Origin of the sequence: Streptomyces sp. 6-11-2, from assembly GCF_006540305.1 — a bacterium.
Classification (GTDB): Bacteria; Actinomycetota; Actinomycetes; order Streptomycetales; family Streptomycetaceae; genus Streptomyces.
In genome coordinates this window covers 5850138-5870207 of the sequence record NZ_BJOR01000001.1, presented here as the reverse complement: position 1 = coordinate 5870207, position 20070 = coordinate 5850138, and the positions used below count along the sequence as shown (strand labels likewise).

The 20070-nt window shown below is 73.0% G+C and carries 16 protein-coding genes; 3 read left to right on the top strand and 13 right to left on the bottom strand.

The window, feature by feature from the left end:
- Positions 1-448: 448 nt before the first annotated feature.
- From TNCT6_RS25945 to TNCT6_RS25910, 8 genes are all read right to left on the bottom strand, one after another.
- A complete protein-coding gene (locus TNCT6_RS25945) occupies positions 449-1267 on the bottom strand; it encodes an RNA methyltransferase (protein ID WP_141362679.1) in 819 nt (272 codons plus the stop codon).
- A 53-nt stretch (positions 1268-1320) separates the two neighbouring features.
- The gene (cobA, locus tag TNCT6_RS25940) at positions 1321-2553 is read right to left on the bottom strand and encodes a uroporphyrinogen-III C-methyltransferase (protein WP_141362677.1); all 1233 of its coding nucleotides are present in this window, start codon (positions 2551-2553) and stop codon (positions 1321-1323) included.
- A 208-nt stretch (positions 2554-2761) separates the two neighbouring features.
- Complete coding sequence (cobT, locus tag TNCT6_RS25935) at positions 2762-6709, bottom strand: nicotinate-nucleotide--dimethylbenzimidazole phosphoribosyltransferase (RefSeq protein ID WP_141362675.1); 3948 nt, start codon at positions 6707-6709, stop codon at positions 2762-2764.
- A 346-nt stretch (positions 6710-7055) separates the two neighbouring features.
- Complete coding sequence (gene cbiE, locus TNCT6_RS25930) at positions 7056-8264, bottom strand: precorrin-6y C5,15-methyltransferase (decarboxylating) subunit CbiE (RefSeq protein WP_141362673.1); 1209 nt, start codon at positions 8262-8264, stop codon at positions 7056-7058.
- Positions 8265-8399: 135 nt separating this feature from the next.
- The gene (locus TNCT6_RS25925; RefSeq protein WP_141362671.1) at positions 8400-9038 is read right to left on the bottom strand and encodes a GNAT family N-acetyltransferase; all 639 of its coding nucleotides are present in this window, start codon (positions 9036-9038) and stop codon (positions 8400-8402) included.
- A 174-nt stretch (positions 9039-9212) separates the two neighbouring features.
- On the bottom strand, positions 9213-10049 hold the full coding sequence (locus TNCT6_RS25920) for a MetQ/NlpA family ABC transporter substrate-binding protein (protein WP_141362669.1): 837 nt from the start codon (positions 10047-10049) through the stop codon (positions 9213-9215).
- A 60-nt stretch (positions 10050-10109) separates the two neighbouring features.
- Positions 10110-10847: a methionine ABC transporter permease gene (locus TNCT6_RS25915; RefSeq protein ID WP_141362667.1), complete on the bottom strand. Its 738-nt coding sequence runs from the start codon at positions 10845-10847 to the stop codon at positions 10110-10112.
- On the bottom strand, positions 10844-11890 hold the full coding sequence (locus tag TNCT6_RS25910; protein ID WP_141362665.1) for a methionine ABC transporter ATP-binding protein: 1047 nt from the start codon (positions 11888-11890) through the stop codon (positions 10844-10846). The genes TNCT6_RS25915 and TNCT6_RS25910 overlap by 4 nt, the downstream gene beginning before the upstream one ends.
- A 610-nt stretch (positions 11891-12500) precedes the next feature.
- Here TNCT6_RS25910 and TNCT6_RS25905 point away from each other — a divergent pair.
- Together TNCT6_RS25905 and TNCT6_RS25900 are read left to right on the top strand one after the other, a co-directional pair.
- A complete protein-coding gene (locus tag TNCT6_RS25905; RefSeq protein WP_141362663.1) occupies positions 12501-12860 on the top strand; it encodes a hypothetical protein in 360 nt (119 codons plus the stop codon).
- A gap of 1 nt (position 12861) precedes the next feature.
- A complete protein-coding gene (locus tag TNCT6_RS25900; RefSeq protein WP_141362661.1) occupies positions 12862-13293 on the top strand; it encodes a hypothetical protein in 432 nt (143 codons plus the stop codon).
- A 17-nt stretch (positions 13294-13310) separates the two neighbouring features.
- On the opposite strand, the gene TNCT6_RS25895 is transcribed toward TNCT6_RS25900, so the two are convergent.
- Both TNCT6_RS25895 and TNCT6_RS25885 read right to left on the bottom strand, forming a co-directional pair.
- On the bottom strand, positions 13311-13808 hold the full coding sequence (locus TNCT6_RS25895) for a GNAT family N-acetyltransferase (protein WP_141362659.1): 498 nt from the start codon (positions 13806-13808) through the stop codon (positions 13311-13313).
- Positions 13809-14083: 275 nt separating this feature from the next.
- A complete protein-coding gene (locus tag TNCT6_RS25885) occupies positions 14084-15274 on the bottom strand; it encodes a glycerophosphodiester phosphodiesterase (protein WP_141362657.1) in 1191 nt (396 codons plus the stop codon).
- Positions 15275-15900: 626 nt separating this feature from the next.
- On the opposite strand from TNCT6_RS25885, the gene TNCT6_RS25880 reads away from it, so the two are divergent.
- Positions 15901-16572, top strand: a complete 672-nt coding sequence (locus TNCT6_RS25880; protein WP_141362655.1) for a 1-acyl-sn-glycerol-3-phosphate acyltransferase — start codon at positions 15901-15903, stop codon at positions 16570-16572.
- Positions 16573-16874: 302 nt separating this feature from the next.
- On the opposite strand, the gene TNCT6_RS25875 is transcribed toward TNCT6_RS25880, so the two are convergent.
- From TNCT6_RS25875 to TNCT6_RS25865, 3 genes are all read right to left on the bottom strand, one after another.
- Positions 16875-18386 carry an MFS transporter gene (locus tag TNCT6_RS25875; RefSeq protein ID WP_141362653.1) on the bottom strand — a complete coding sequence of 504 codons (1512 nt, stop codon included), beginning with the start codon at positions 18384-18386 and terminating at the stop codon, positions 16875-16877.
- Positions 18383-18949, bottom strand: coding sequence for a TetR/AcrR family transcriptional regulator (locus TNCT6_RS25870; RefSeq protein WP_172633021.1), 567 nt, complete (start codon positions 18947-18949; stop codon positions 18383-18385). Before TNCT6_RS25870 ends, TNCT6_RS25875 begins: the two co-directional genes overlap by 4 nt.
- Positions 18950-19038: 89 nt before the next feature.
- Complete coding sequence (locus TNCT6_RS25865) at positions 19039-20010, bottom strand: aldo/keto reductase (protein ID WP_141362649.1); 972 nt, start codon at positions 20008-20010, stop codon at positions 19039-19041.
- Between the last annotated feature and the right edge of the window lie 60 nt (positions 20011-20070).

Here is a 20070-nt window from a genome sequence, read left to right as displayed (position 1 = left end):
ATCTCGGGCGTCGGGTGTCAGGTGTCGGGCGGGTGCAACGCTCGTCTGGCTCCTTGGGCGGCGGGTGCAACGGCTCGTCGGGCGGAGGCCACATCTCGTCGGGCGGGGCCTACGGCTGAGGACGACCCGTCACCGCGTGAAAAGCCACCACGACCACGGCGGACGCAGAGGCCGACGGGAGCCGCCAAAGATCATCCCAGGCGCCCAGCGATATCACGGCTCGTCGGGCCGGACGCCGACCCGTCCGGCAAGGCCTACGCCGAGGACGACCCGTCACCGCGTGAAAAACGGGGGCGACCACGGCGGACGTGAGGCCGACGGGAGCCGCCACGGATCGTCCCGGGCGCCCGGCGGTCCCACAGGGCGTCACGTCGGACACCGACTCGTCGAGCAAGCCGGCGGGAGCCGCCACGTGCGTTGAACCGGGCGTCGGCTCGTTGGGCGAAGCCTATGGCTGAGGGCGGCCCGTCGTCACCGCGTAGAAGGCGACCGCGGCTGCGGCGCCCACGTTGAGGGAGTCGACGCCGTGCGACATGGGGATGCGGACCCACTCGTCGGCGGCGGCCAGGGCCCGGGGGGACAGTCCGGCGCCCTCGGCGCCGAGCATCAGCGCGACCCGGTCCATCCGGTGCGGGGCGGCCTCGTCCAGGGTTTTGGCCTTCTCGTCGGGGGTGAGGGCGAGCAGCGTGAAACCGGCCTCGTGGACCGCGTCCAGGCCCCTCGGCCAGGTGTCGAGACGGGCGTACGGCACGGAGAAGACCGCGCCCATGGAGACCTTCACGCTGCGGCGGTAGAGCGGGTCGGCGCAGTCCGGGGAGAGCAGGACCGCGTCCATGCCGAGGGCGGCGGCGGAGCGGAAGATGGCGCCGATGTTGGTGTGGTCGTTGACGGACTCCATGACCGCGACCCGGCGGGCCGTCCGCAGCACCTCGGCCGCGGTGGGCAGCGGCTTGCGCTGCATGGAGGCGAGGGCGCCGCGGTGCACGTGGTAGCCGGTGACCCGTTCGGCGAGTTCGGGGCTCACCACGTGGACGGGTGCGGTGAGTTCGTCGATGACGTCGCGCATCGCGTCGACCCACTTCGCGGACAGCAGCATCGAGCGCATCTCGTACCCGGCGTCCCTGGCCCGGCGGATGACCTTCTCGCCCTCGGCGATGAACAGGCCCTCGGCGGGTTCGCGCCTGCGGCGCAGCTCCACGTCGGTCAGGTCCGTGTAGTCGCGCAGGCGCGGGTCGTCGGGGTCCTCGACGGTGATGAGATCGGCCACGGGTGATACTGCCTTGTCCTGGTGACGGTGGGGGCGGCTGGGGTGGGCGGGGGTCACTCCTCGGTGCGCGGGCCCACCGCGACGACCTCGCCGATGACGATGACGGCCGGCGGCCTCACGTCCTGCGCGCGTACGGTCTCGGCGACCGTCGCAAGGGTCGCGTCCACCCGGCGCTGAGCGGCCGTCGTGCCCTCCTGGACCAGGGCGACCGGGGTGTCGGGGGACTTGCCGTGGGCCATGAGCGTCTCGGCGATCCTGCCGATCTTGTCGACGCCCATCAGGACGACGAGCGTGCCGGTGAGCCTGGCCAGGGACGGCCAGTCGACCAGGGAACGCTCGTCGTCGGGCGCCACATGCCCGCTGACCACGGTGAACTCGTGGGCGACCCCCCGGTGGGTGACCGGGATGCCGGCCGCGCCCGGGACCGAGATCGAGCTGGAGATGCCGGGGACGACCGTGCACGGAACGCCGGCCTCGGCGAGTGCCTGGAGCTCCTCCATGCCCCGGCCGAAGACGTACGGGTCGCCGCCCTTGAGCCGGACCACCGACTTGCCCTGCTTGGCGTGCTCGATGAGGGCGTGGTTGATCGCCTCCTGGGCCATGAAGCGGCCGTAGGGGATCTTCGCCGCGTCGATCACCTCGACATGCGGCGGGAGTTCGGCGAGCAGGTCGCGCGGGCCGAGCCGGTCGGCTATGACGACGTCGGCCTCGGCGAGCAGCCGGCGCCCGCGGACCGTGATCAGGTCCGGGTCGCCGGGGCCGCCGCCGACCAGGGCGACGCCGGGGGTGCGGGTGCGGTGGTGCGGGGCGACCAGCGTGCCGTCGCGCAGGCCCTCCACGACCGCGTCGCGGATGGCCGCGGTGTGCCGGGGGTCGCGGCCGCGCGCGCTGGTGGTGAGCACGGCGACCGTGACGCCCTCGCTGTGGCCGGTGGCCGGGGTCCAGGCGGTCGCGGCGTCGGCGTCGTCGGAGCGGACGCACCACACGCGCAGACGCTCCGCCTCGGCCGAGGCGCGCGTGTTGGCGTCGTGGTCGCTGGTGGCGATCAGCGCGTACCAGGCGTCGGCGAGGTCGCCGTCCTCGTAGGGCCGCCGCTTCCAGGTGATCTCGCCCGTGTCCGCCATCGCCTCCACGGAGGGGGTGGCCTCGGGCGACACGAGGACGACGTCCGCGCCCGCCGCGACGAGCGCCGGGAGGCGGCGCTGGGCGACCTGCCCGCCGCCGAGGACGACCACACGGCGGCCGGTCAGGCGGAGGCCTACGGGGTAGGCGGGGTGTTCGGCCATGAGGCGAGCTCCTCTTGCGGCGGCGGTGCGATAGCCCTGACGTGCGGATTTTACGCGGTCGGGGGATGCGGCGGCCCGGGCGTCCGGTGGCTGGGCGGCGTGGCCGGGTCCGGGCCGTGGGCACCACCAGGGCACGTTGTGGACGGACCATGGGTCCGGTCCGTCCCCACACGCGGCCGGCGGCCGGGGAATCGTGGATTCCGCGCGGCTACTTCTCCGTCACTCCCGCGGAGTCGAACGTGGCCACCTCGTGCATCGCCCGGGCCGTGCTCTGCACCAGCGGCAGGGCGAGCAGCGCGCCCGTGCCCTCGCCGAGGCGCAGGTCGAGGTCGACCAGAGGGCGCAGGCCGAGCTTGTTGAGGGCGGCGACGTGGCCCGGTTCGGCGCTGCGGTGGCCGGCGATGCAGGCCGCCAGCACCTCGGGGGCGATGGCGCGGGCGACCAGCGCGGCGGCGCCGGCGCTGACGCCGTCCAGGATGACCGGTGTGCGCAGGGAGGCGCCGCCCAGCAGCAGGCCGACGATGGCCGCGTGCTCGAAGCCGCCGATCGCGGCGAGCACGCCGATGGGGTCGGCCGGGTCCGGCTGGTGCAGTTCCAGGGCGCGGCGGACCACGTCGGTCTTGCGGGCGAGGGTCTCGTCGTTGATGCCCGTGCCCCGGCCGGTGACCTCGGCGGGATCGGCGCCCGTGAAGACGGAGATCAGGGCGGCGGACGCGGTGGTGTTCGCGATGCCCATCTCACCGGTGAGCAGCGCCTTGTTCCCGGCCGCCACCAGGTCGCGGGCGGTCTCGATGCCGACCTCGATGGCCTGCTTGGCCTCCTCGCGGCTCATCGCGGGACCGGCGGTCATGTCGGAGGTGCCCGCGCGGACCTTGCGGGGCAGCAGGCCCGGCGTGGCCGGGAGGTCGGCGGCGACGCCCACGTCGACGACGCAGACCTCGGCGCCCACCTGTCCGGCGAAGGCGTTGCAGACCGCTCCCCCACCGAGGAAGTTGGCCACCATCTGGGCGGTGACCTCCTGCGGCCAGGGGGTGACGCCCTGGGCGTGCACCCCGTGGTCGCCGGCGAAGACCGCGACGGCCGCGGGCTCGGGGATCGGCGGCGGGCACTGGCGGGACAGGCCGCACAGCTGCGCGGAGATGATCTCCAGCATGCCGAGCGCGCCGGCCGGCTTGGTCATCCGCTTCTGCCGCTCCCAGGCCTCGCCGAGCGCCTTGGCGTCCAGCGGGCGGATCTGCGCAACGGTCTCGGCGAGCAGGTCGTGCGGGTCCTCGCCGGGCAGGGCGCGACGGCCGTACGTCTCCTCGTGCACCACCCAGGACAGCGGGCGGCGCTTGGACCAACCGGCCTGCATCAGCTCGGGCTCGTCCGGGAACTCGTCGACGTAGCCCACGCACAGGTAGGCGACGATCTCCAGGTGCTCGGGCAGGCCGAGGGCGCGCACCATCTCGCGCTCGTCAAAGAAGCTCACCCAGCCGACGCCGAGGCCTTCCGCGCGGGCCGCGAGCCAGAGGTTCTCGACCGCGAGCGCGGAGGAGTACGGCGCCATCTGCGGCTGGGTGTGGCGGCCCAGGGTGTGCCGGCCGCCGCGGGTCGGGTCGGCCGTGACGACGATGTTCACCGGGGTGTCGAGGATGGCCTCGATCTTCAGTTCCTTGAACTGCTTCGCCCGGCCCTTGGGCAGCGACTTGGCGTACGCCTCGCGCTGACGCATGGCCAGTTCGTGCATCGCCTGCCTGGTTTCGGCGGAGCGGATGACGACGAAGTCCCAGGGCTGCGAGTGGCCCACGGACGGTGCCGTGTGAGCGGCCTCCAGGACGCGCAGCAGCACCTCGTGCGGGATGGGGTCGCCGCGGAAGCCGTTGCGGATGTCGCGGCGCTCGCGCATCACCTTGAGCACGGCTTCGCGCTCGGCGTCGTCGTAGCCGGGCGCGGCCGGGCCGGTGGGCCGCGGTGTCTCCGCCTCCGCGGCCGCGTTCTCCTCCCGGGCCTCCTCCGGGTCGGCGCCGTGGGTGCCCAGGTCGTCCGCGTGCTGGACGGCCTCGGGCGCGGGCTCCTCGCTCGACGCGGCGGCGTCGCCGTCGCGGGGTGCGGGGACCGTGACGGCGGGCTCCTCCGGGGCGAGTTGGTCCGCCGGGACGACGATGGGGTGCGGCGGGGTCGGGGCCAGGTGCGGGGTGGTGGGCACCGAGCCCTCGACGGGCACGAACTCTCCGAGGGTCTGGCCGGGCTGCGGCTGCAGGGGAACGCCGGGGCGCAGGGGTGCGCCGTGGGCGTGCTCGCCGGTGGTCCGGTCCGCGGGCGGCTGGGCGGGCTGGGGCCCGGCCGTTTCGGAGGTCTCGGGGACAGCGGCGTCGGCGGGCCGGGATGCGTCCGGATCCTGGACGGCGGGGTCCGCGATATGAGCCGCGGCGGGTACGGCGGCGGCATCGGCCACGTCCTGCGGGCCGGGCTCCACGACGGTGAGCGCCTCCGGCGAAGTCGGCTGCTCCACGACGGGGACGGGCGTCGCGGAGGCGTCGGCGGGAGCCGCCGGGGCGAGCGTGGTCTCGGGGGCGTCGGCGGCCTGGGCCTGCGGCCGCGTGGCCGCGGTCGGTTCATCTGCCGCGACGGTGGCGTCGGCGGAGTCGCCGGTCTCCGGGGTGTGAGCGGCTGCCGGAACCTGCGCGGCCTCGGCCTGGGCGGTCTGCTGGGCGGCCCCTGCCGGGCTCTGGCCCGTCTCAGGGGTGCCGACGGCGACGGGCACGGGCTCGACCTGCACGGCTCGCACTCCCCTGGGGCCGGTTCCCGTTGCCCGCGTCGTCGCGGCGGCGGCCACGGCGTCGGCGGGGACACCCGCCTGCGCGGCCTCGGCCGCGCCTTCGGGAGCAACGGCGGTCCGGGGCACGTCCACACCATCCGTCACCTGCGCGGCGTCCGGGGCGTGCGCGGGCTCGGCGGCACCGCCGGGCGCGCCCCCCGCCGCGGGCACAGGGGCACCGGGAACGACGCCGGCACCCTCCAACTGCGGGCCGGCCTCGGGCATCCGCCCACCATCGGGCACCTGGCCCGCGTCCGCGGCGACGGCACCGTCCGGCCGGGTCCCGGCTTCCGGCACCCGGCCACCGTCCGGAACCGGACCCGTGTCCGGGGCAACCCCGGCGGCAGCGCCCTCCGACGGGGACACCGCCGCGGCCTCACCACCGGGCTCAACTCCGGACCCCGGCACGGGCGCACCGGGAGCGACACCGGCGCCCTCCGGCTGCGGCCCGGCCCCGGGCACCTGACCCGCGCCCGGGACAACCCCGGTCACAGCGTCCCCGGGCTGGAATGACACACCCTCAGCCGCACCACCGGGTTCAATCCCGGCCCCGGGCACGGCAACACCGGCGCCCTCCGACCGCGGCCCCGCCTCCGGCGTCCGGCCACCGGTCGGGACCTGGCCGAGCACCCGGCCCCGGCCGTCCGTCGGCGGGTGGCTCGTGTCAGGGCCGTACGGGACGGCGCCGGGCAGGGGCGCGTCGGCGGCGACGGCGGCTTGGGCCACGCCGACCGGCTCCGGGACCGCAACGGCCGTCTCCGCGGTTCCCGCCCCGGCGAGCACCGGAGGGGCCGCCACGGTGGGCTGGGCGCCCCAGGGCGCGGCGCCCTGCGGGGCCGTCTCGCGCAGCTGCGGGACGTCGAGGTACTCGGGGCCGGTCGTGGGCGGTCCGGGCCGGCGGACCGGCGCGTCCGCGGGGCCGCGGTCGGCCAGGGAGCGGACCGGCGCGTCCGCGGGGCCGCGGTCGGCCAGGGAGCGGACCGGGCTCGCGGAGGCGTCGGGGATCGGCGGACCGAGGTGCAGCGGCCGGCGCGGAGACACCGCCGCGGCGATCCCGGCCGGCGGCGTGGCCGCCGGGTCGTGGTGCCGCACACCGGCGAGGTCGACGGAGCCGGTGTCGCGTCCGGCCGTCTCGTGCGGGCCCGGCTGGTGGACAGCCTCGAGGACCGGCTCCGGGGCGGGCGGGGCCACCTCGTTGCCCCACGCTCCGTGGGAGCCCGGCAGGAGCAGGTCTTCGTCCTCGGCGGGAGACTCGGAGAGGTAGGCGTACGCACCGTTCGCGGGGACGCCCGGCTGCTCCACCATGCCTGCGCTCTCCGGCAGTCCCTCGCCCGGGACCTGGCCGGTGTCGGTCATGCGTACCCCTCGCCCATCGGTTTAGTGCTCCTACGACCAGCTCACCCGGAACGGCGCACCGACCGCCCCCAGTGAAGAACGAGCGTGCGCGCCGTGCGGCACGAACAACCCGTCCGGAAAAGGCGACAAAGCCATTGAGTGGCATTCTCGCGGTCGTCCGGCCACCGCGACAGCGTGATCCGCGACGGCCCGCTGTGGACTGCGCCACGTTGCGCGTTCTCCGGGTCTGCCGTACCACACCCGCCCTGAATCGGGTGGGTTTTCCGGACATTGACGAACGAACTTCCGGACCACCCGGTGCGGTGCAACGATCGGCCAGCCTACCGCGCGCGGTACGACAACCCGATCACGGGGCACGCTCGGGCAGCACGGCACTGAGCAGGAACACGACGCTGCGCTCGGTCTCCGTCCAGGCGCGCGTGTCGAGTGCCACGGACTGGAGCAGGGCGCACTCGACTTGGTATCCGTGCTCGGTGAGGTCGCGGCCGACGAGTTCGGCCGCGTCCCGGGTCGCGGCATGGGCGACGATCCGCTGCGGACGCCGGTCGGCGACCGCGGAGACCACGGCCACTCCCCCGCCGCCGACGCGGACGACGTCCGGTTCGGGCAGGTTCTCCAGAATGTGCGGGGCGGTGCCGTGCACCACCTGCGTGCGGACGCCGAAGCGGTGCGCGGCCGACTCGGTGCGGGCGCAGGCCCGCGCGTCCCGGTCGACGGCGATGACGGCGGCGCCGCCGCGCGCGGCCTCGGTGGCGAAGGCGCCGCTGCCGCAGCCGATGTCCCACACCAGGTCGCCGATTCGCGGTCCGAGGCGGGCGAGTTGGGCGGCCCGGAGCAGATCGGCCTCCCCCTCGCCGAGCCCGCCGCCGTAGGCCTCGGCGGGCTGGGTCCAGCCGCGCGGCCCGTGGGCGGGGTCGTTCCCGGCGATCCAGCCGCCGCCCTCGCCGCCGCCCCGGCCACCGATGACGATGACGACGTTGGGGTCGCGCCAGGTGTGGTCGGCGGCCTTGTCGGAGGTGACGACGCTGACCTGCTCGCGTTCGGTGCCGAGTTCCTCGCAGATGACGAACGTGCGGTGCACTCCGTCCAGGAGCAGGCCGAGTTCGGCGGGTCCGGCGCCGGGAGCGGTGAGCACGGCAACCTTGGCGTATGCGCGGCACACGTTCACCGCGCGTCGCAGGGTCCGCTTGTGTGCGACGACCACTTGGGCGTCGTCCCAGGGCATTCCGGCGCGGGCGAAGGCGGCGGCCACGGACGAGACGGCGGGTACGACCTCGACCTCCAGGCCGAACTCCGGTGCGCGCAGGCTCCGTACGACCCCGAAGAAGCCCGGGTCGCCGTCGGCGAACACCACCGCGGTACCGCGGTGGGCGGCGATGCGGCGGGCGGCGAGGGCGACACTGCCGAGGCGGATGCGTTCGGCGGTGCGCGGTACCTCGGGCAGCGCCAGGTGGTGGGCCGCGCCCGCCACAAGGGTGGCGGCGCCCAGGGCGCCGCGCGCCGCCTCGGTCAGCGGCGAACCGTCCCAGCCGATCACCGTGACCCGGTCGGCCATCGTCGTCAGTCTCCAGGATTGCGCAGGTCGTCGGGGCACGGACGCCCGAGGGCGTGTTCCGCGAGCGTACCGGGTGGAGCTGCCGGGTGCGCGGCGGGGCGGGGCGGGGCGGGTGTGCCCGCGGGTCCCGGCGCCTCAGTTCCATTCCGAGAAGGACGTGTAGCCGCAGGATTCGGCGAGCTGCTCGCCCGCGCCCTCCAGGTCCTCCGGCAGCAGGCTCCACACGATGAAGTCGGTGCGCATGTCGGTCCATGTGCCGTCCTCGGTGCGGACGTGCGCTATGCAGGCGTTGCGCAGCACGCCCTCGCTGATGCAGCCGATCTTCTGGGCGACCTGCTGGGAGGCGGTGTTGTCGGCGGCCGTGCGCAGCTCGATGCGTTCGAACTTCTGGTCCCCGAAGAGCCATTGCGCGGTGGCGAGCGCGGCCTCCGCGGCATATCCCTCGCCGCGTGCCCAGGGTGCGACGATGTACGACAGCTCGGCGGACCGCACGTGCCAGTCGGCCTTGGTCAGCTGGACGACGCCGACCAGCCGCTGGGTGAGGAACTCGGTGACCGCGAGGTCCAGGCCCCGGCCGGCGGTGCGTTCGGCGGGGGCGTACCCGGTGATCCAGGTGCGGGCCCCGTCCTCGGTGAAGGGCTGGGGGACGTCGGTCCAGGCCGCGACCTGTTCGTCGTTCATCATCTCGGCCAGGGCGGGTGCGTCGTCCTCCTCGAGGGGACGCAGCACCAACCGCTCCGTGCTGATGGAGATGTTGGGGAAGGTGCTGTTCATGCGCCGCTCCGTAACCTTCGGAAGAACCGTCAGGGCCTGCTGAACTGCCCAGCATGCAGCATGAAAGCACTGAACCGCACGACGGGGTCCTCCCCCACCGCCTGAACGGCGTGGGGGTGCCCCCACCCGGTGAGGGCGCGGACCTCGTGCGTCGCGCGGGTGGCGTCCGGCGGATCAGAAGGCCGGGACGACCGCTCCGTCGTACTTGTCCTCGATGAACTTCTTCACCTCGGGCGAGGTGAGGAGCTGGGCGAGCTTCTTGACCCGCGGGTCGTTCTCGTTGCCCTTCTTCACGGCGAGGAAGTTGGCGTACGGGTTGCCCTTCGCGGCCTCGGCGGCGATGGCGTCCTTGGCCGGGCTGAGCTTGGCCTCCAGCGCGTAGTTGCCGTTGATCACCGCGGCGTCGACGTCACCGAGGGAGCGCGGCAGCTGGGCCGCCTCCAGTTCCTTGAACTGCAGGTTCCTGGGGTTGGAGGTGACGTCCTTGGGGGTCGCGTCGTATCCGGCGCCGGCCTTCAGCTTGATGACGCCGTTGGCCTCCAGCAGCTTCAGGGCGCGGGCCTCGTTGGTGGTGTCGTTGGGCAGCGCGACGGTGGCGCCCTTCTTCAGGTCGGCCAGCTTCTTGACGCTCTTGGAGTACACGCCGAGCGGCTCCAGGTGCACCGTGCCGCCGGGGACCGGCACGATGTCGGTGCCGTTCTTCTTGTTGAAGTCGTCGAGGTACGGCTTGTGCTGGAAGTAGTTGGCGTCGACCTGACCCTGCTGGACGGCCGTGTTCGGGGTCACGTAGTCGGTGAACTCCTTGACCTCCAGCTTCAGGCCGGCCTTCTTCGCCAGGTTGTCCTTGACGTAGGCGAGGATCTCGCCCTGCGGGGTGGGGGTGGCGGCGACCGTCAGCGGGGCGTTCGCGTCGGCCTTGCCGGAGCCGGATTCCGAGCCGCAGGCGGTGAGCCCGAGGGTGAGGGCTCCGGCGGCGAGGACAGCGGCGGTGATCTTGGTGGTGTTACGCACGAAAAGTGCCTTTCCTTGGGTGGTGCGACCCCAAATACGGGGAGATCTGGGAGGAGGTCTTCAGGCGGCCTTGCCGACGCCGGTGGCCGCGGGCTCCCCGGCCTTCAGCAGCCGCAGCTTCGGCGCGGGGCCGGAGCGGCCGGAGCGGCGGTGCAGGGAGCGGGCCGCGAGGTCGCCGGCGAACTGGATGGCCGAGATGACCACGGCGAGGATGGCCACGGTGATCCACATGAGCTGGGTGTCGAAGCGCTGGTAGCCGTAGCGGATGGCGATGTCGCCGAGGCCGCCGGCGCCGACGGTGCCGGCCATCGCGGAGTAGCCGATGAGGGCGACGATCGTGGTGGTGGTGCCGGCGATCAGCGAAGGCAGGGACTCGGGGACGAGGGCCTTGCGGACGATGGTCCAGGTGTTGCCGCCCATCGCCTGGACGGCCTCGACCAGCCCGCCGTCCACTTCGCGGACGGACGTCTCGACGAGCCGGGCGAAGAAGGGGATGGCGCCGATGGCCAGCGGCACGATGGCCGCCTCGCGGCCGATCGTCGTGCCGGTGACGAAGCGGGTGAAGCTCATCAGGGCCACCATCAGGATGATGAACGGCATCGAGCGGGCGACGTTCACGACCTGCCCGATCACCTTGTTGGCGACGATGTTCTGCAGCAGCCCGCCCCGGTCGGTGAGGACCAGCAGGACACCGAGGGGCAGTCCGCCGACGACGGCGATGAGCGTGGACCAGCCGACCATGTAGAGGGTGTCCCAACAGGCCTGGGACAGCAGCGGCTGCATCTCGGACCAGGTCACTTGGCACCTTCCTTCACCAGTACCGGCTGCTGGGCCGGGGCGTGGTCGACGACGTCGATCTGCAGACCCTGCTCGCGCAGGAAGCCGATGGGCACCACGTTGTCCTCGTAGCGGCCGGGCAGTTCGATGCGCATCCGGCCGACCTGGAGGCCGCCGATGGTGTCGATGGCCGCGCCGAGGATCGAGATGTCGATGTTGTAGGTGCGGGACAGCTGCGAGATGACGGGCTGGGTGGCGCTCTCACCGTGGAAGGTGACGTCGATGACGGTCCGGTCGCCGGCGGAGGCCTCCCCACCGACCGGGAAGAGCGCGGCGGCCAGTTCGGAGCCCGGGGTGGCGAGGAGTTCGCTCACCGTGCCGGACTCGACGATGCGTCCGTTCTCCATGAGTGCCGCCGAGTCGCAGACGGACTTCACGACGTCCATCTCGTGCGTGATGAGCAGGACGGTCAGGCCGAGCTGCCGGTTCAGGTCGCGCAGCAGCTGGAGGACGGAGCGGGTGGTCTCCGGGTCGAGGGCGCTGGTGGCCTCGTCGGACAGCAGCACCTTGGGGTCGCCGGCGAGGGCGCGGGCGATGCCGACGCGCTGCTTCTGGCCGCCGGAGAGCTGGGCGGGGTAGGCCCGCGCCTTGTCGGCGAGACCGACGAGGTCGAGCAGTTCGAGCGCCCTGCTGGAACGTTCCTTCCCGGACGTGCCGAGGATCTCCAGCGGCAGCTCGACATTGTCCTGGACGGTGCGCGAGGACAGCAGGTTGAAGTGCTGGAAGACCATGCCGATCCGGCTGCGGGCCCGCCGCAGGTCCTTGCCCGCCCGGTGGCCGCGGCCGGCCAGCGCGGTGAGGTCCTGTCCGGCGACGGTGACCGTGCCGGAGGTGGGCCGCTCCAGCAGGTTGACGCAGCGGATGAGCGAGGACTTGCCCGCGCCGGACTGGCCGATGACGCCGTACACCTCGCCTTCGCGGACGTGCAGGTCGACGCCGTCGAGCGCGGTGATCTCGCGGCCGCGCGAACTGTAGACCTTGGTGAGGCCCGATGTGGTGATCACGTGGGTTTCCGTCACTGTCGAGTGCGCGGCGCGTCGTGGGCGCCGGGCACGGCATTCATGGTCGGGGAGCGCCAGAACGCGGCACGGCTCTCGCAGAGGTGCTCAAACCGGGAGAAACGTGTGCGCGGGGGCGTGGCTCGGCCGCGGACGCCCGGACGGACCGGACGCGGGCGCGGACATGAGCGGGCTCTCGCTTCGGGGCGCGAGGCTCAACTGGTGCAGGGGCCCTCTAGAAGGCGCACATTCGACGTACAGGACACATACAACGAGCACCGGGCGACACAGTCGCCTCGGTCGCCGGGATGCGGTCGCTCGTCGTGGTCATGCGGTCAGTAAACCAGACCCACGGGGACGGGAGGCCAGCGTTGTCCACATGCTGGACGCACGTGGACACCTGGGCGATGGGGCGCGGACCTGGGGGTTTGGCGCCTGTGACCAGTGCGGACAAGGCCCGCGAGCGTCCGTCCGTACGGCCGGGGGCAGGCGCGGGGAACGCCGGACTGTGGCCAACGCCACGGCGCCGCACCGGGGAAGCCGCACCGGCGGGCACCGGGTCCCGCGGGGCCGGGCCGGGCGCGGCGGGGCGTTCGCCCCGTAATAAGGTCGCAGCATGCTTGATGCCCTGACGCTGGTGACCGGCGTCGCCGCGCTGCTGCTCGCCGCCTGGTGCGGCTGGGCGGCCTACCGTGACCAGCCCACGAAGGACTGGCACTTCATCGGGATGGCGGTGGTGTCGCTGCTCGCCCTGGTCCAGCTGGTGGTCGGGGTCGTGGCGCTGGCGCGGGGCGAGAAGCCGGCACAGGGGACGACGATCTTCCTCGCCTATCTGCTGGGAGCCTTCGCGTGCGTCCCGGCGGCCGGGCTCATGTCGCTGACCGAGCGGACGCGCTGGGGTTCGGTGACGGCGGCGGCGGGCGGAGTGGTCCTCGCCGTCCTGGAGGTGCGGCTCTATGACATCTGGGGAAGGTGAGATGAGCGCCGTGGAGGAGAAGCCGGCCGGGGCACGGCTCGTCAGCGGTCCGGGCACGCTGCTGGTCTGGCTGTACGGCGTGATGGTCGTCGGCGCGGTGTCGCGCTCGGCCTACCAGATCGCCACCGAGTTCGACCGGGCGCCGCTCGCCTACTCGCTGTCCGCGGTCGCCGGAGTCGTGTACGGCTTCATCACGTACTCGCTGGTGCGCGGCGGGGAGAAGGCGCGCAGGGCCGCGCTGGCGTGCTGCGTCGCCGAGCTGGTGGGCGTGCTGACGGTCGGCACGTGGACGCTCCTCGACAAGTCCGCCTTCCCGGACGCGACCGTGTGGTCGGACTACGGCCGGGGCTACGTCTTCATCCCGGTGCTGCTTCCGCTGTCGGCCCTGTACTGGCTGCGCAAGGCGCGGAAGCAGCAGCCGCAAGCGGCCTGAGCCGGTCCGCGGCCGCGCTAGGCGGTCGCCGCGTAGCTGCCCTCCGGCTTCTCCAGGATGATCATCGGTACGCCGTCGGCGCCCTGGGAGGTGCCGACCACCTGGTAGCCCACGCGCCGGTACAGGCGCAGGTTGCCCTCGCTGCGGTGACCCGTGTGCAGCCGGAACCTGGTGGCGCCGCGCTCCGCGGCCAGCGCGGCCTCGGCCGCGCGCAGCAGCCGGGCACCGATCCCGTGCCCCTGGAGGCGCGGGTGGACGCAGAGCTTGCTGATGAGGGCCGCGCCGTCCTCGGCCACCCCGCCGCGCACCGAGCCGACCACCTCGTCGCCGAGCCGCGCCACGAAGACGCAGTCCGCGGTCAGCTCGTGACGGATCGAGTCGAGGCTCTCGACGAGCGGGTCGATGCGGTAGTTGCCGTACAGCGCGGCCTCACTCTGGAAGCACAGGTACTGCAACCTGAAGATCTGCTCCGCGTCCTGTTCGGCCGCCGCAGAGATGGTCACGCTCATGCCCATGTGCGCACGCCTCCCGCTCACTTGATCACCGGTCGTCCCCCACTCCTATCCCCGTGCTTCGCGGGCCGCAACCTCCGGTGCGCGCAATCGTCGCGGACATCCCGGACAACTGGCATGTTCCGGGCCCGTGCTGTCTTGTGAGATACCCAACTCACCCGCCCTCCAGTGGGGGGTGGGGTCCGCTGGCGACCGCGGTGCCCGTCGTGACACGACGCGGCCGTCCCGGCGCGGGCTGCCGGGACGGCCGTGGGTCGCCCCGAACGGGGCGACGAAATTCAGCGGTTGGCGTGCCGGCCGCTCAGGAAGTCCTCGCGGGCGAGCAGTCCGGTGTCGGCGTTGTCGGTGAAGATGCCGTCGATGCCGGTGGCGAAGTAGGCCTGGAACACGGCGAAGACGTCACCGTAGGCGTCGGCGGCGTTGCCCTTGCGGAACGCGGGCGGCAGGAACGGGTTCTCGTTGCGGGCGGTGTACGGGTGCAGGATCAGACCCGCGGCGTGCGCGTCCCGGACCAGCGTGCTCGGCCGGGTGAGGTTGCCGTCGGCGTCCTTGGGGATGACCAGGTCGACGGTCGGGCCGATGCCCTGCGCGTAGGAGGCGATCTCCTTCAGGCCCTTGGGCGAGATCAGGTCGGCGACCGTGCGCGGATCGCGCGCCTCGACGAAGTCCCAGGGGCGGCTGCGGGCGTCCGACAGCAGCACCACGAGCGGATTGCCGACCAGCCGGTCCAGCCGCTGGACGCTGCTCGGCTCGAAGGACTGGAGGATCACCGGGGAGTCCTTCTTGTCCTTGCCGTACTTGCGCAGCAGCGCGGCGACCCGCTCCTCCAGGCCGAGGCCCAGCTTGCGGAAGTACGTCGGGTGCTTGGTCTCGGGGTAGATCCACACCTGCCGGCCGCGCTTGCGGGTCTGCTCGTCCTGCCACTTCAGGACCTCTTCGAAGGTGGGGATCTCCCAGCGGCCGTTGTAGAGGGTGTTGTGGGGACGGTTGGCCGGGATGCGTTCGATCGCGCGCAGCGTCTTCAGCTCGGCGAGGGTGAAGTCCTCGGTGAACCAGCCGGTGGTGGGCACCCCGTCCAGGGTCTTGGTGGTCCTGCGGGCGGCGAACTCGGGGTGGTCGGCGACGTCCGTGGTGCCGCCGATCTCCGGCTCGTGCCGGCACACGAGGTGACCGTCCTTCGTCGGCACCAGGTCACCGGCCTCGACGACATGGGCGCCGAGGTCGAGTGCCAGGTCGTAGGAGCCGAAGGTGTGCTCGGGCCGGTAGCCGCTGGCGCCCCGGTGGCCGACGATCGTCGGCACGGGCAGGCTCTTCAGCCCGCCGCCCTTCCTGCCGCCGGCTCCGCCCTGAACGGCTCCGGCCGCGCCGGGCAGTCCGAGGACCGCGCCGCCCGCGCCCAGCACCGCGGCCCCGAGTACGGCCCGGCGTCCGGTACCGCGTCCCTGCTCGTCCGACTCCCGCGTACCCATGACCGCCTCCTGGTCTCGTGTCGTCCGTGCGCGCCGATCGTAGGTGGGCACCGATGACGGACGGGAGACCGCGCGGCGAACACCGGCGTGACGCCGGGTGTCGTCGGAGGCCGTACGGGACACAAGGGGCGCCGCCCGCCGAACGGGTGACGGTCCGTCGGCATGACCCGGGCCGGCCCGGGAAGACGCACTCAGTGGCGGTCGTCGCGGCCCCTGGTACGGCCGATCCGCCGAACGGGGCGAAGTGGCGTACGGCACGGGCGCCGCCGCGCGCGTCACGCGGTCCGGGTGCCGCCGCCTCGGGCCGCGGTGTGTCACGGCCCGCGGACCGCCGCCGGTCCCCGCGGACCGGAACCGCCACGGCCGCGCCCGGCACCACGAGCGGCACGACGAAGGCGACCACGACGGACATCCCGTTCTCCGCCCCCGGACGGCGAGCGACCTCCATCACATCGTTCCGTTCGGGTCAACGGCGCGAAACGTACCTCCGTCGCAGGTAAACGTATGTCAACAGTGTGTAAGAGGCGGTGAGCCCGATGTGCATTCGGCCCCGGGCCGCGAGTATCGTCCTCACCTGCACAGACTCATGAACAATCCCTCGACATCTCCAGACACCGGAGGGCCCGTTGTCCCGCTTCGCGCTCATCAAGGCAGTGCTCGGCCCGATCATGCGCCTGATGTTCCGCCCACAGGTGGAGGGCGCGGAGCGGATTCCGGGCGACGGCCCGGTGATCCTGGCCGGCAACCACCTGACCTTCATCGACTCGATGATCCTGCCGCTGGTCTGCGACCGCCAGGTCTTCTTCATCGGCAAGGACGAGTACGTCACCGGGAAGGGCTTCAAGGGCCGGCTGATGGCCTGGTTCTTCACCGGCGTCGGCATGATCCCGGTCGACCGTGACGGCGGCCGGGGCGGTGTGGCCGCGCTGATGACCGGCCGCCGGGTGCTGGAGGAAGGCAGGATGTTCGGCATCTACCCGGAGGGCACCCGCTCCCCCGACGGCCGCCTCTACCGCGGCCGCACCGGCATCGCCCGGCTCACCCTGATGACCGGGGCGCCCGTGGTCCCGTTCGCCATGATCGGCACCGACAAGCTCCAGCCGGGTGGCTCGGGTCTGCCCCGGCCCGGCCGCGTCACCGTCCGCTTCGGCGAACCGATGGAGTTCTCCCGGTACGAGGGCATGGACCGGGACCGGTACGTCCTGCGAGCCGTGACCGACTCGGTGATGGCGGAGGTCATGCGGCTGTCCGGGCAGGAGTACGTCGACATGTACGCGACCAAGGCGAAGGCGGCCTAGCCAGGTCTCGGGCGGTCCGGCGGGGCACCGACGGCCGCGGGTCCACCGTGGCCGGTCGCCATCGCGCCGTGCAGGCTTGTCCCGGCACCGCCCGCGTCCCTGTCGTACCGGCACCGCCCGCGCCGCCGTCGTACCAGCGCCGCCCGCCTCGTCGGCGGTGTTCCGCCCGCCGGGAGCGGTGTTCCGCGCGCCGGGAGCGGTGTTCCGCGCGCCGGCCGGCGCGCCGGGCTCCGGCGGACGGGGCCGCGACGACGGCGGCGAAGGTCGACCGCCGTCGCTCCGCCGCGCCGCCCGCCCGGGGTTCAGAGCTTCTGGCCCTTCAGCAGGAACCACGCCGCCAGTGCCGTTGCCAGCAGTACCGCCGCTCCCGCTCCCGACGCCAGGTGCAGGCCGTGGACGAAGGACTCCCTGGCCGCGTGCAGCAGGGCCTCGGAGGTCCGCGCCGGCAGGCCCGCCGCCACCTCGACCGCGCCGCCCAGCGACTCGCGGGCGGCGGACGGTGTGCCCTCCGGACCGGTGAAGCCCCGGTAGACGCCGGTCACGATGGAGCCCAGCAGGGCGATGCCGAGGGCCGCGCCCAGTTCGTACGCCGTCTCGGAGACCGCCGAGGCGGCGCCCGCCTGCTCCTTGGGCACGCTGGACAGGATCACGTCGGCGGTCACCGTGAAGGAGAAGCCGGCACCGACACCGACCACCAGCAGGGACGTGCCCAGCAGCGGGTAGCCGGTGGTCCCGCTGAGCGTCGTCAGCGCGGCCAGCCCCAGACCGATGGCAGCCAGTGAGCCGGAGACCACGGTCCGCACCGAGAAGCGCCTTGCCGCCCGCCCGGCGAGCAGTCCGGCCGCCACCGCGCCCACGGCGGCGGGCAGTTCGAACAGGCCTGCCTCGAACGGCCGCCTGCCCTGCACGAGTTGCAGGTACTGGGACAGGAAGAACACCAGACCGGACATGCCGAGCACGGTCAGCAGATCGGCGAGGACGGCGCCGGAGAACCCCCGGCTGCGGAAGAGCCGCATGTCCAGCAGCGGCTTCGGCAGCGTGAGCTGGCGGCGGACGAATCCGTACAGCGCGGCCGCGCCCAGCAGACCCGTGGCCAGGACCGGCCAGGTGAACCCTCGCGCCGCGGCCTCCTTGACCGCGTAGACGACGCCGATCACGCCGACCAGCGACAGCACGACGCTCGCCAGGTCCCACGGGCCCGGGTCGGGGTTGCGGGACTCGGGCAGGGTCTTGATGCCGACCAGGACGAGGACCGCCATCACGGGCAGGTTGATCAGGAAGACCGAGCCCCACCAGAAGTGCTCGAGCAGCAGGCCGCCCACGATCGGGCCGACGGCCGTGCCGCCGGAGGCGGTGGCGCCCCAGATGCCGACGGCGAGGCTGCGCTCGCGCGGGTCGTGGAAGAGGTTGCGGATCAGGGCGAGCGTGGCGGGCATCAGGGTGGCGCCCGCGACACCGAGCAGCGCCCGCGCCAGGATCATCATGTCCGGCGTGGCGGCGTAGGCGTTGAGCACGGAGACCGCGCCGAACGCGGTGGCTCCGCCGAGCAGGATGCGCTTGCGGCCGATGCGGTCGCCGAGGCTGCCCATCGAGACGAGCAGACCGGCGATGACGAAGGAGTAGACGTCGCCGATCCACAGCAGCTGGGTGCCCGAAGGCCTGAGGTCCTCACTGATGAAGGGGGTCGCGAGACCGAGGACGGTCGCGTCGACGGCCACCAGCAGCACGGCGAGCACGAGGACGGAGAGCGCGAGCCAGCGGCCCGGACGCTGCTCCACCTCCGCCGCACGAGCCGGCTGCAGGGTGCTGGTCATGATTCCTCGTTCCGTGAAGTGTCCGTGCGCAGTGCACCGCCGAGCAGCAGCTCGGCGATCATGTGGTGGAAGTCCTTGGGGGCGACCTTGCCGCTCAGTACGACGTAGGCGCCGGAGGCGATGAGGCCGAAGAGGGCCTCGGTGAGCCAGGCGGGGGTGAGGTCGATACGGATCTCGCCGCTGAGCTGGCCGCGCCGGAAGACCTCGGAGATGCGCTCGTCGAGCCGCGCCCAGCCCTCGTTCTGCTCCTCGCCCTCGAACAGCTGGTTCTCCGTGTAGAGGAAGGAGAGCAGCCCGGCCGCCGGTTCGATCTCGCGGACCAGGCGCCGTACGGCGTCGCCCGCCGGCCCCTCCCCCAGACGGGCCGCGTCGAGGGCGGCCTCGCACTCGGCGATGCCGAGCGCCTCCAGCGCCCTGACGAGCGAGTCGCGTCCGGCGAAATGGCGGTGCAGCGTGGCCCGGCTGATCCCGGCCGCCTTGGCGACCTCGTCCATGGTGGCGGTGGACTTGTGGGTGAGCAGGGTGGCTGCGCTGCGCAGCACGTGGTCACGATCGACAGCCATGAGACAACGATACTCCAGATGAGACAACGCTGTCTCATATTAGGCATGTGTGTCTCACGGCTCGTGCTGGAGGAGGGTGCCGTGGGCGCTCAGTGCCAGGGCAGCTGCCCGCGCCGCTCCCAGTAGGCCCGCGGCTCCTCGGCCAGCGCGTCGAGGCGGGTGAGCTGGTCCTCGTCGAGGTCGACGGCGGGGGCGTGCAGGTTGGAGGCGAGCTGGCCGGGGGTGGCGGCGCCGGAGAGGACCACACCGGCCCAGGGGCTGCGCAGGATCAGGGCGAGGGCGACCGCGTCGCAGCCCAGGCCCGTCTCCCGGGCGACCGCCTTGAGCGCCTCGGGGGCGTACGGCTCGGCGAGCCGGCCGTTGGCCATGCCCTCCTTGACGATCACCGTCAGTCCGGCGTCGTGCGCCTCGGCGAGGGCGGGACCGGCGGAGGTCTCCAGGGCGTTGTACGTCGACTGGACGGTACGGAAGAGGGGGGCGCCGCCGACCGTCACGCCGAGCGCGGCCCGGACGGTGTCGGCCTGGGCGGGTCCGCTGGTGGAGAAGCCGATCGTGAGGCCGTCCGCGGCGGCCTCGGCGAGCCTGGCGTGCAGTTCCTTGTCGGTGAGCGCCGGGCTGTCCGGGGTCAGCGAGTGGATCTGGTACAGGTCGAGCCGGTCGCCGAGCAGTCCGGCGGTCTCGGCGCGCTGCCGCTCGTAGGTGGCGAGGCTGTGGTCCTTGACCTCGTGCCGGTCGGCGTCGGTGGTCCAGTTCGCGGTGTAGGTGTAGCCCCACTTGCTCCCGACGACGACGTCGTCGGCGTCGGGGCGGGCCCTGAGCCAGCCGGCGAGGAACTCCTCGGCGCGGCCGTAGGAGCGGGCGGCGTCCACGTAGCGGACGCCCTGGGCGTAGGCGGCGTCCAGGAGTTCGTGGGTGCGCTCGCGCAGGGCGTCCACGGTGCGGTCGGCCGGGAGGTCCCTCTCACGGCCGAGGTTGATGTAACCCGGACGCCCGACGGCGGCGAGTCCCAGTCCGATGTGGCACGTGGGGGTCGTGGCCGAGGCCAGTCGGGCGAAGGGCATCGCGGGCTCCGTTCGGTCGCTTCCTTACGGCTGTGGACCAACGTAACCCGCGAGGCCCCG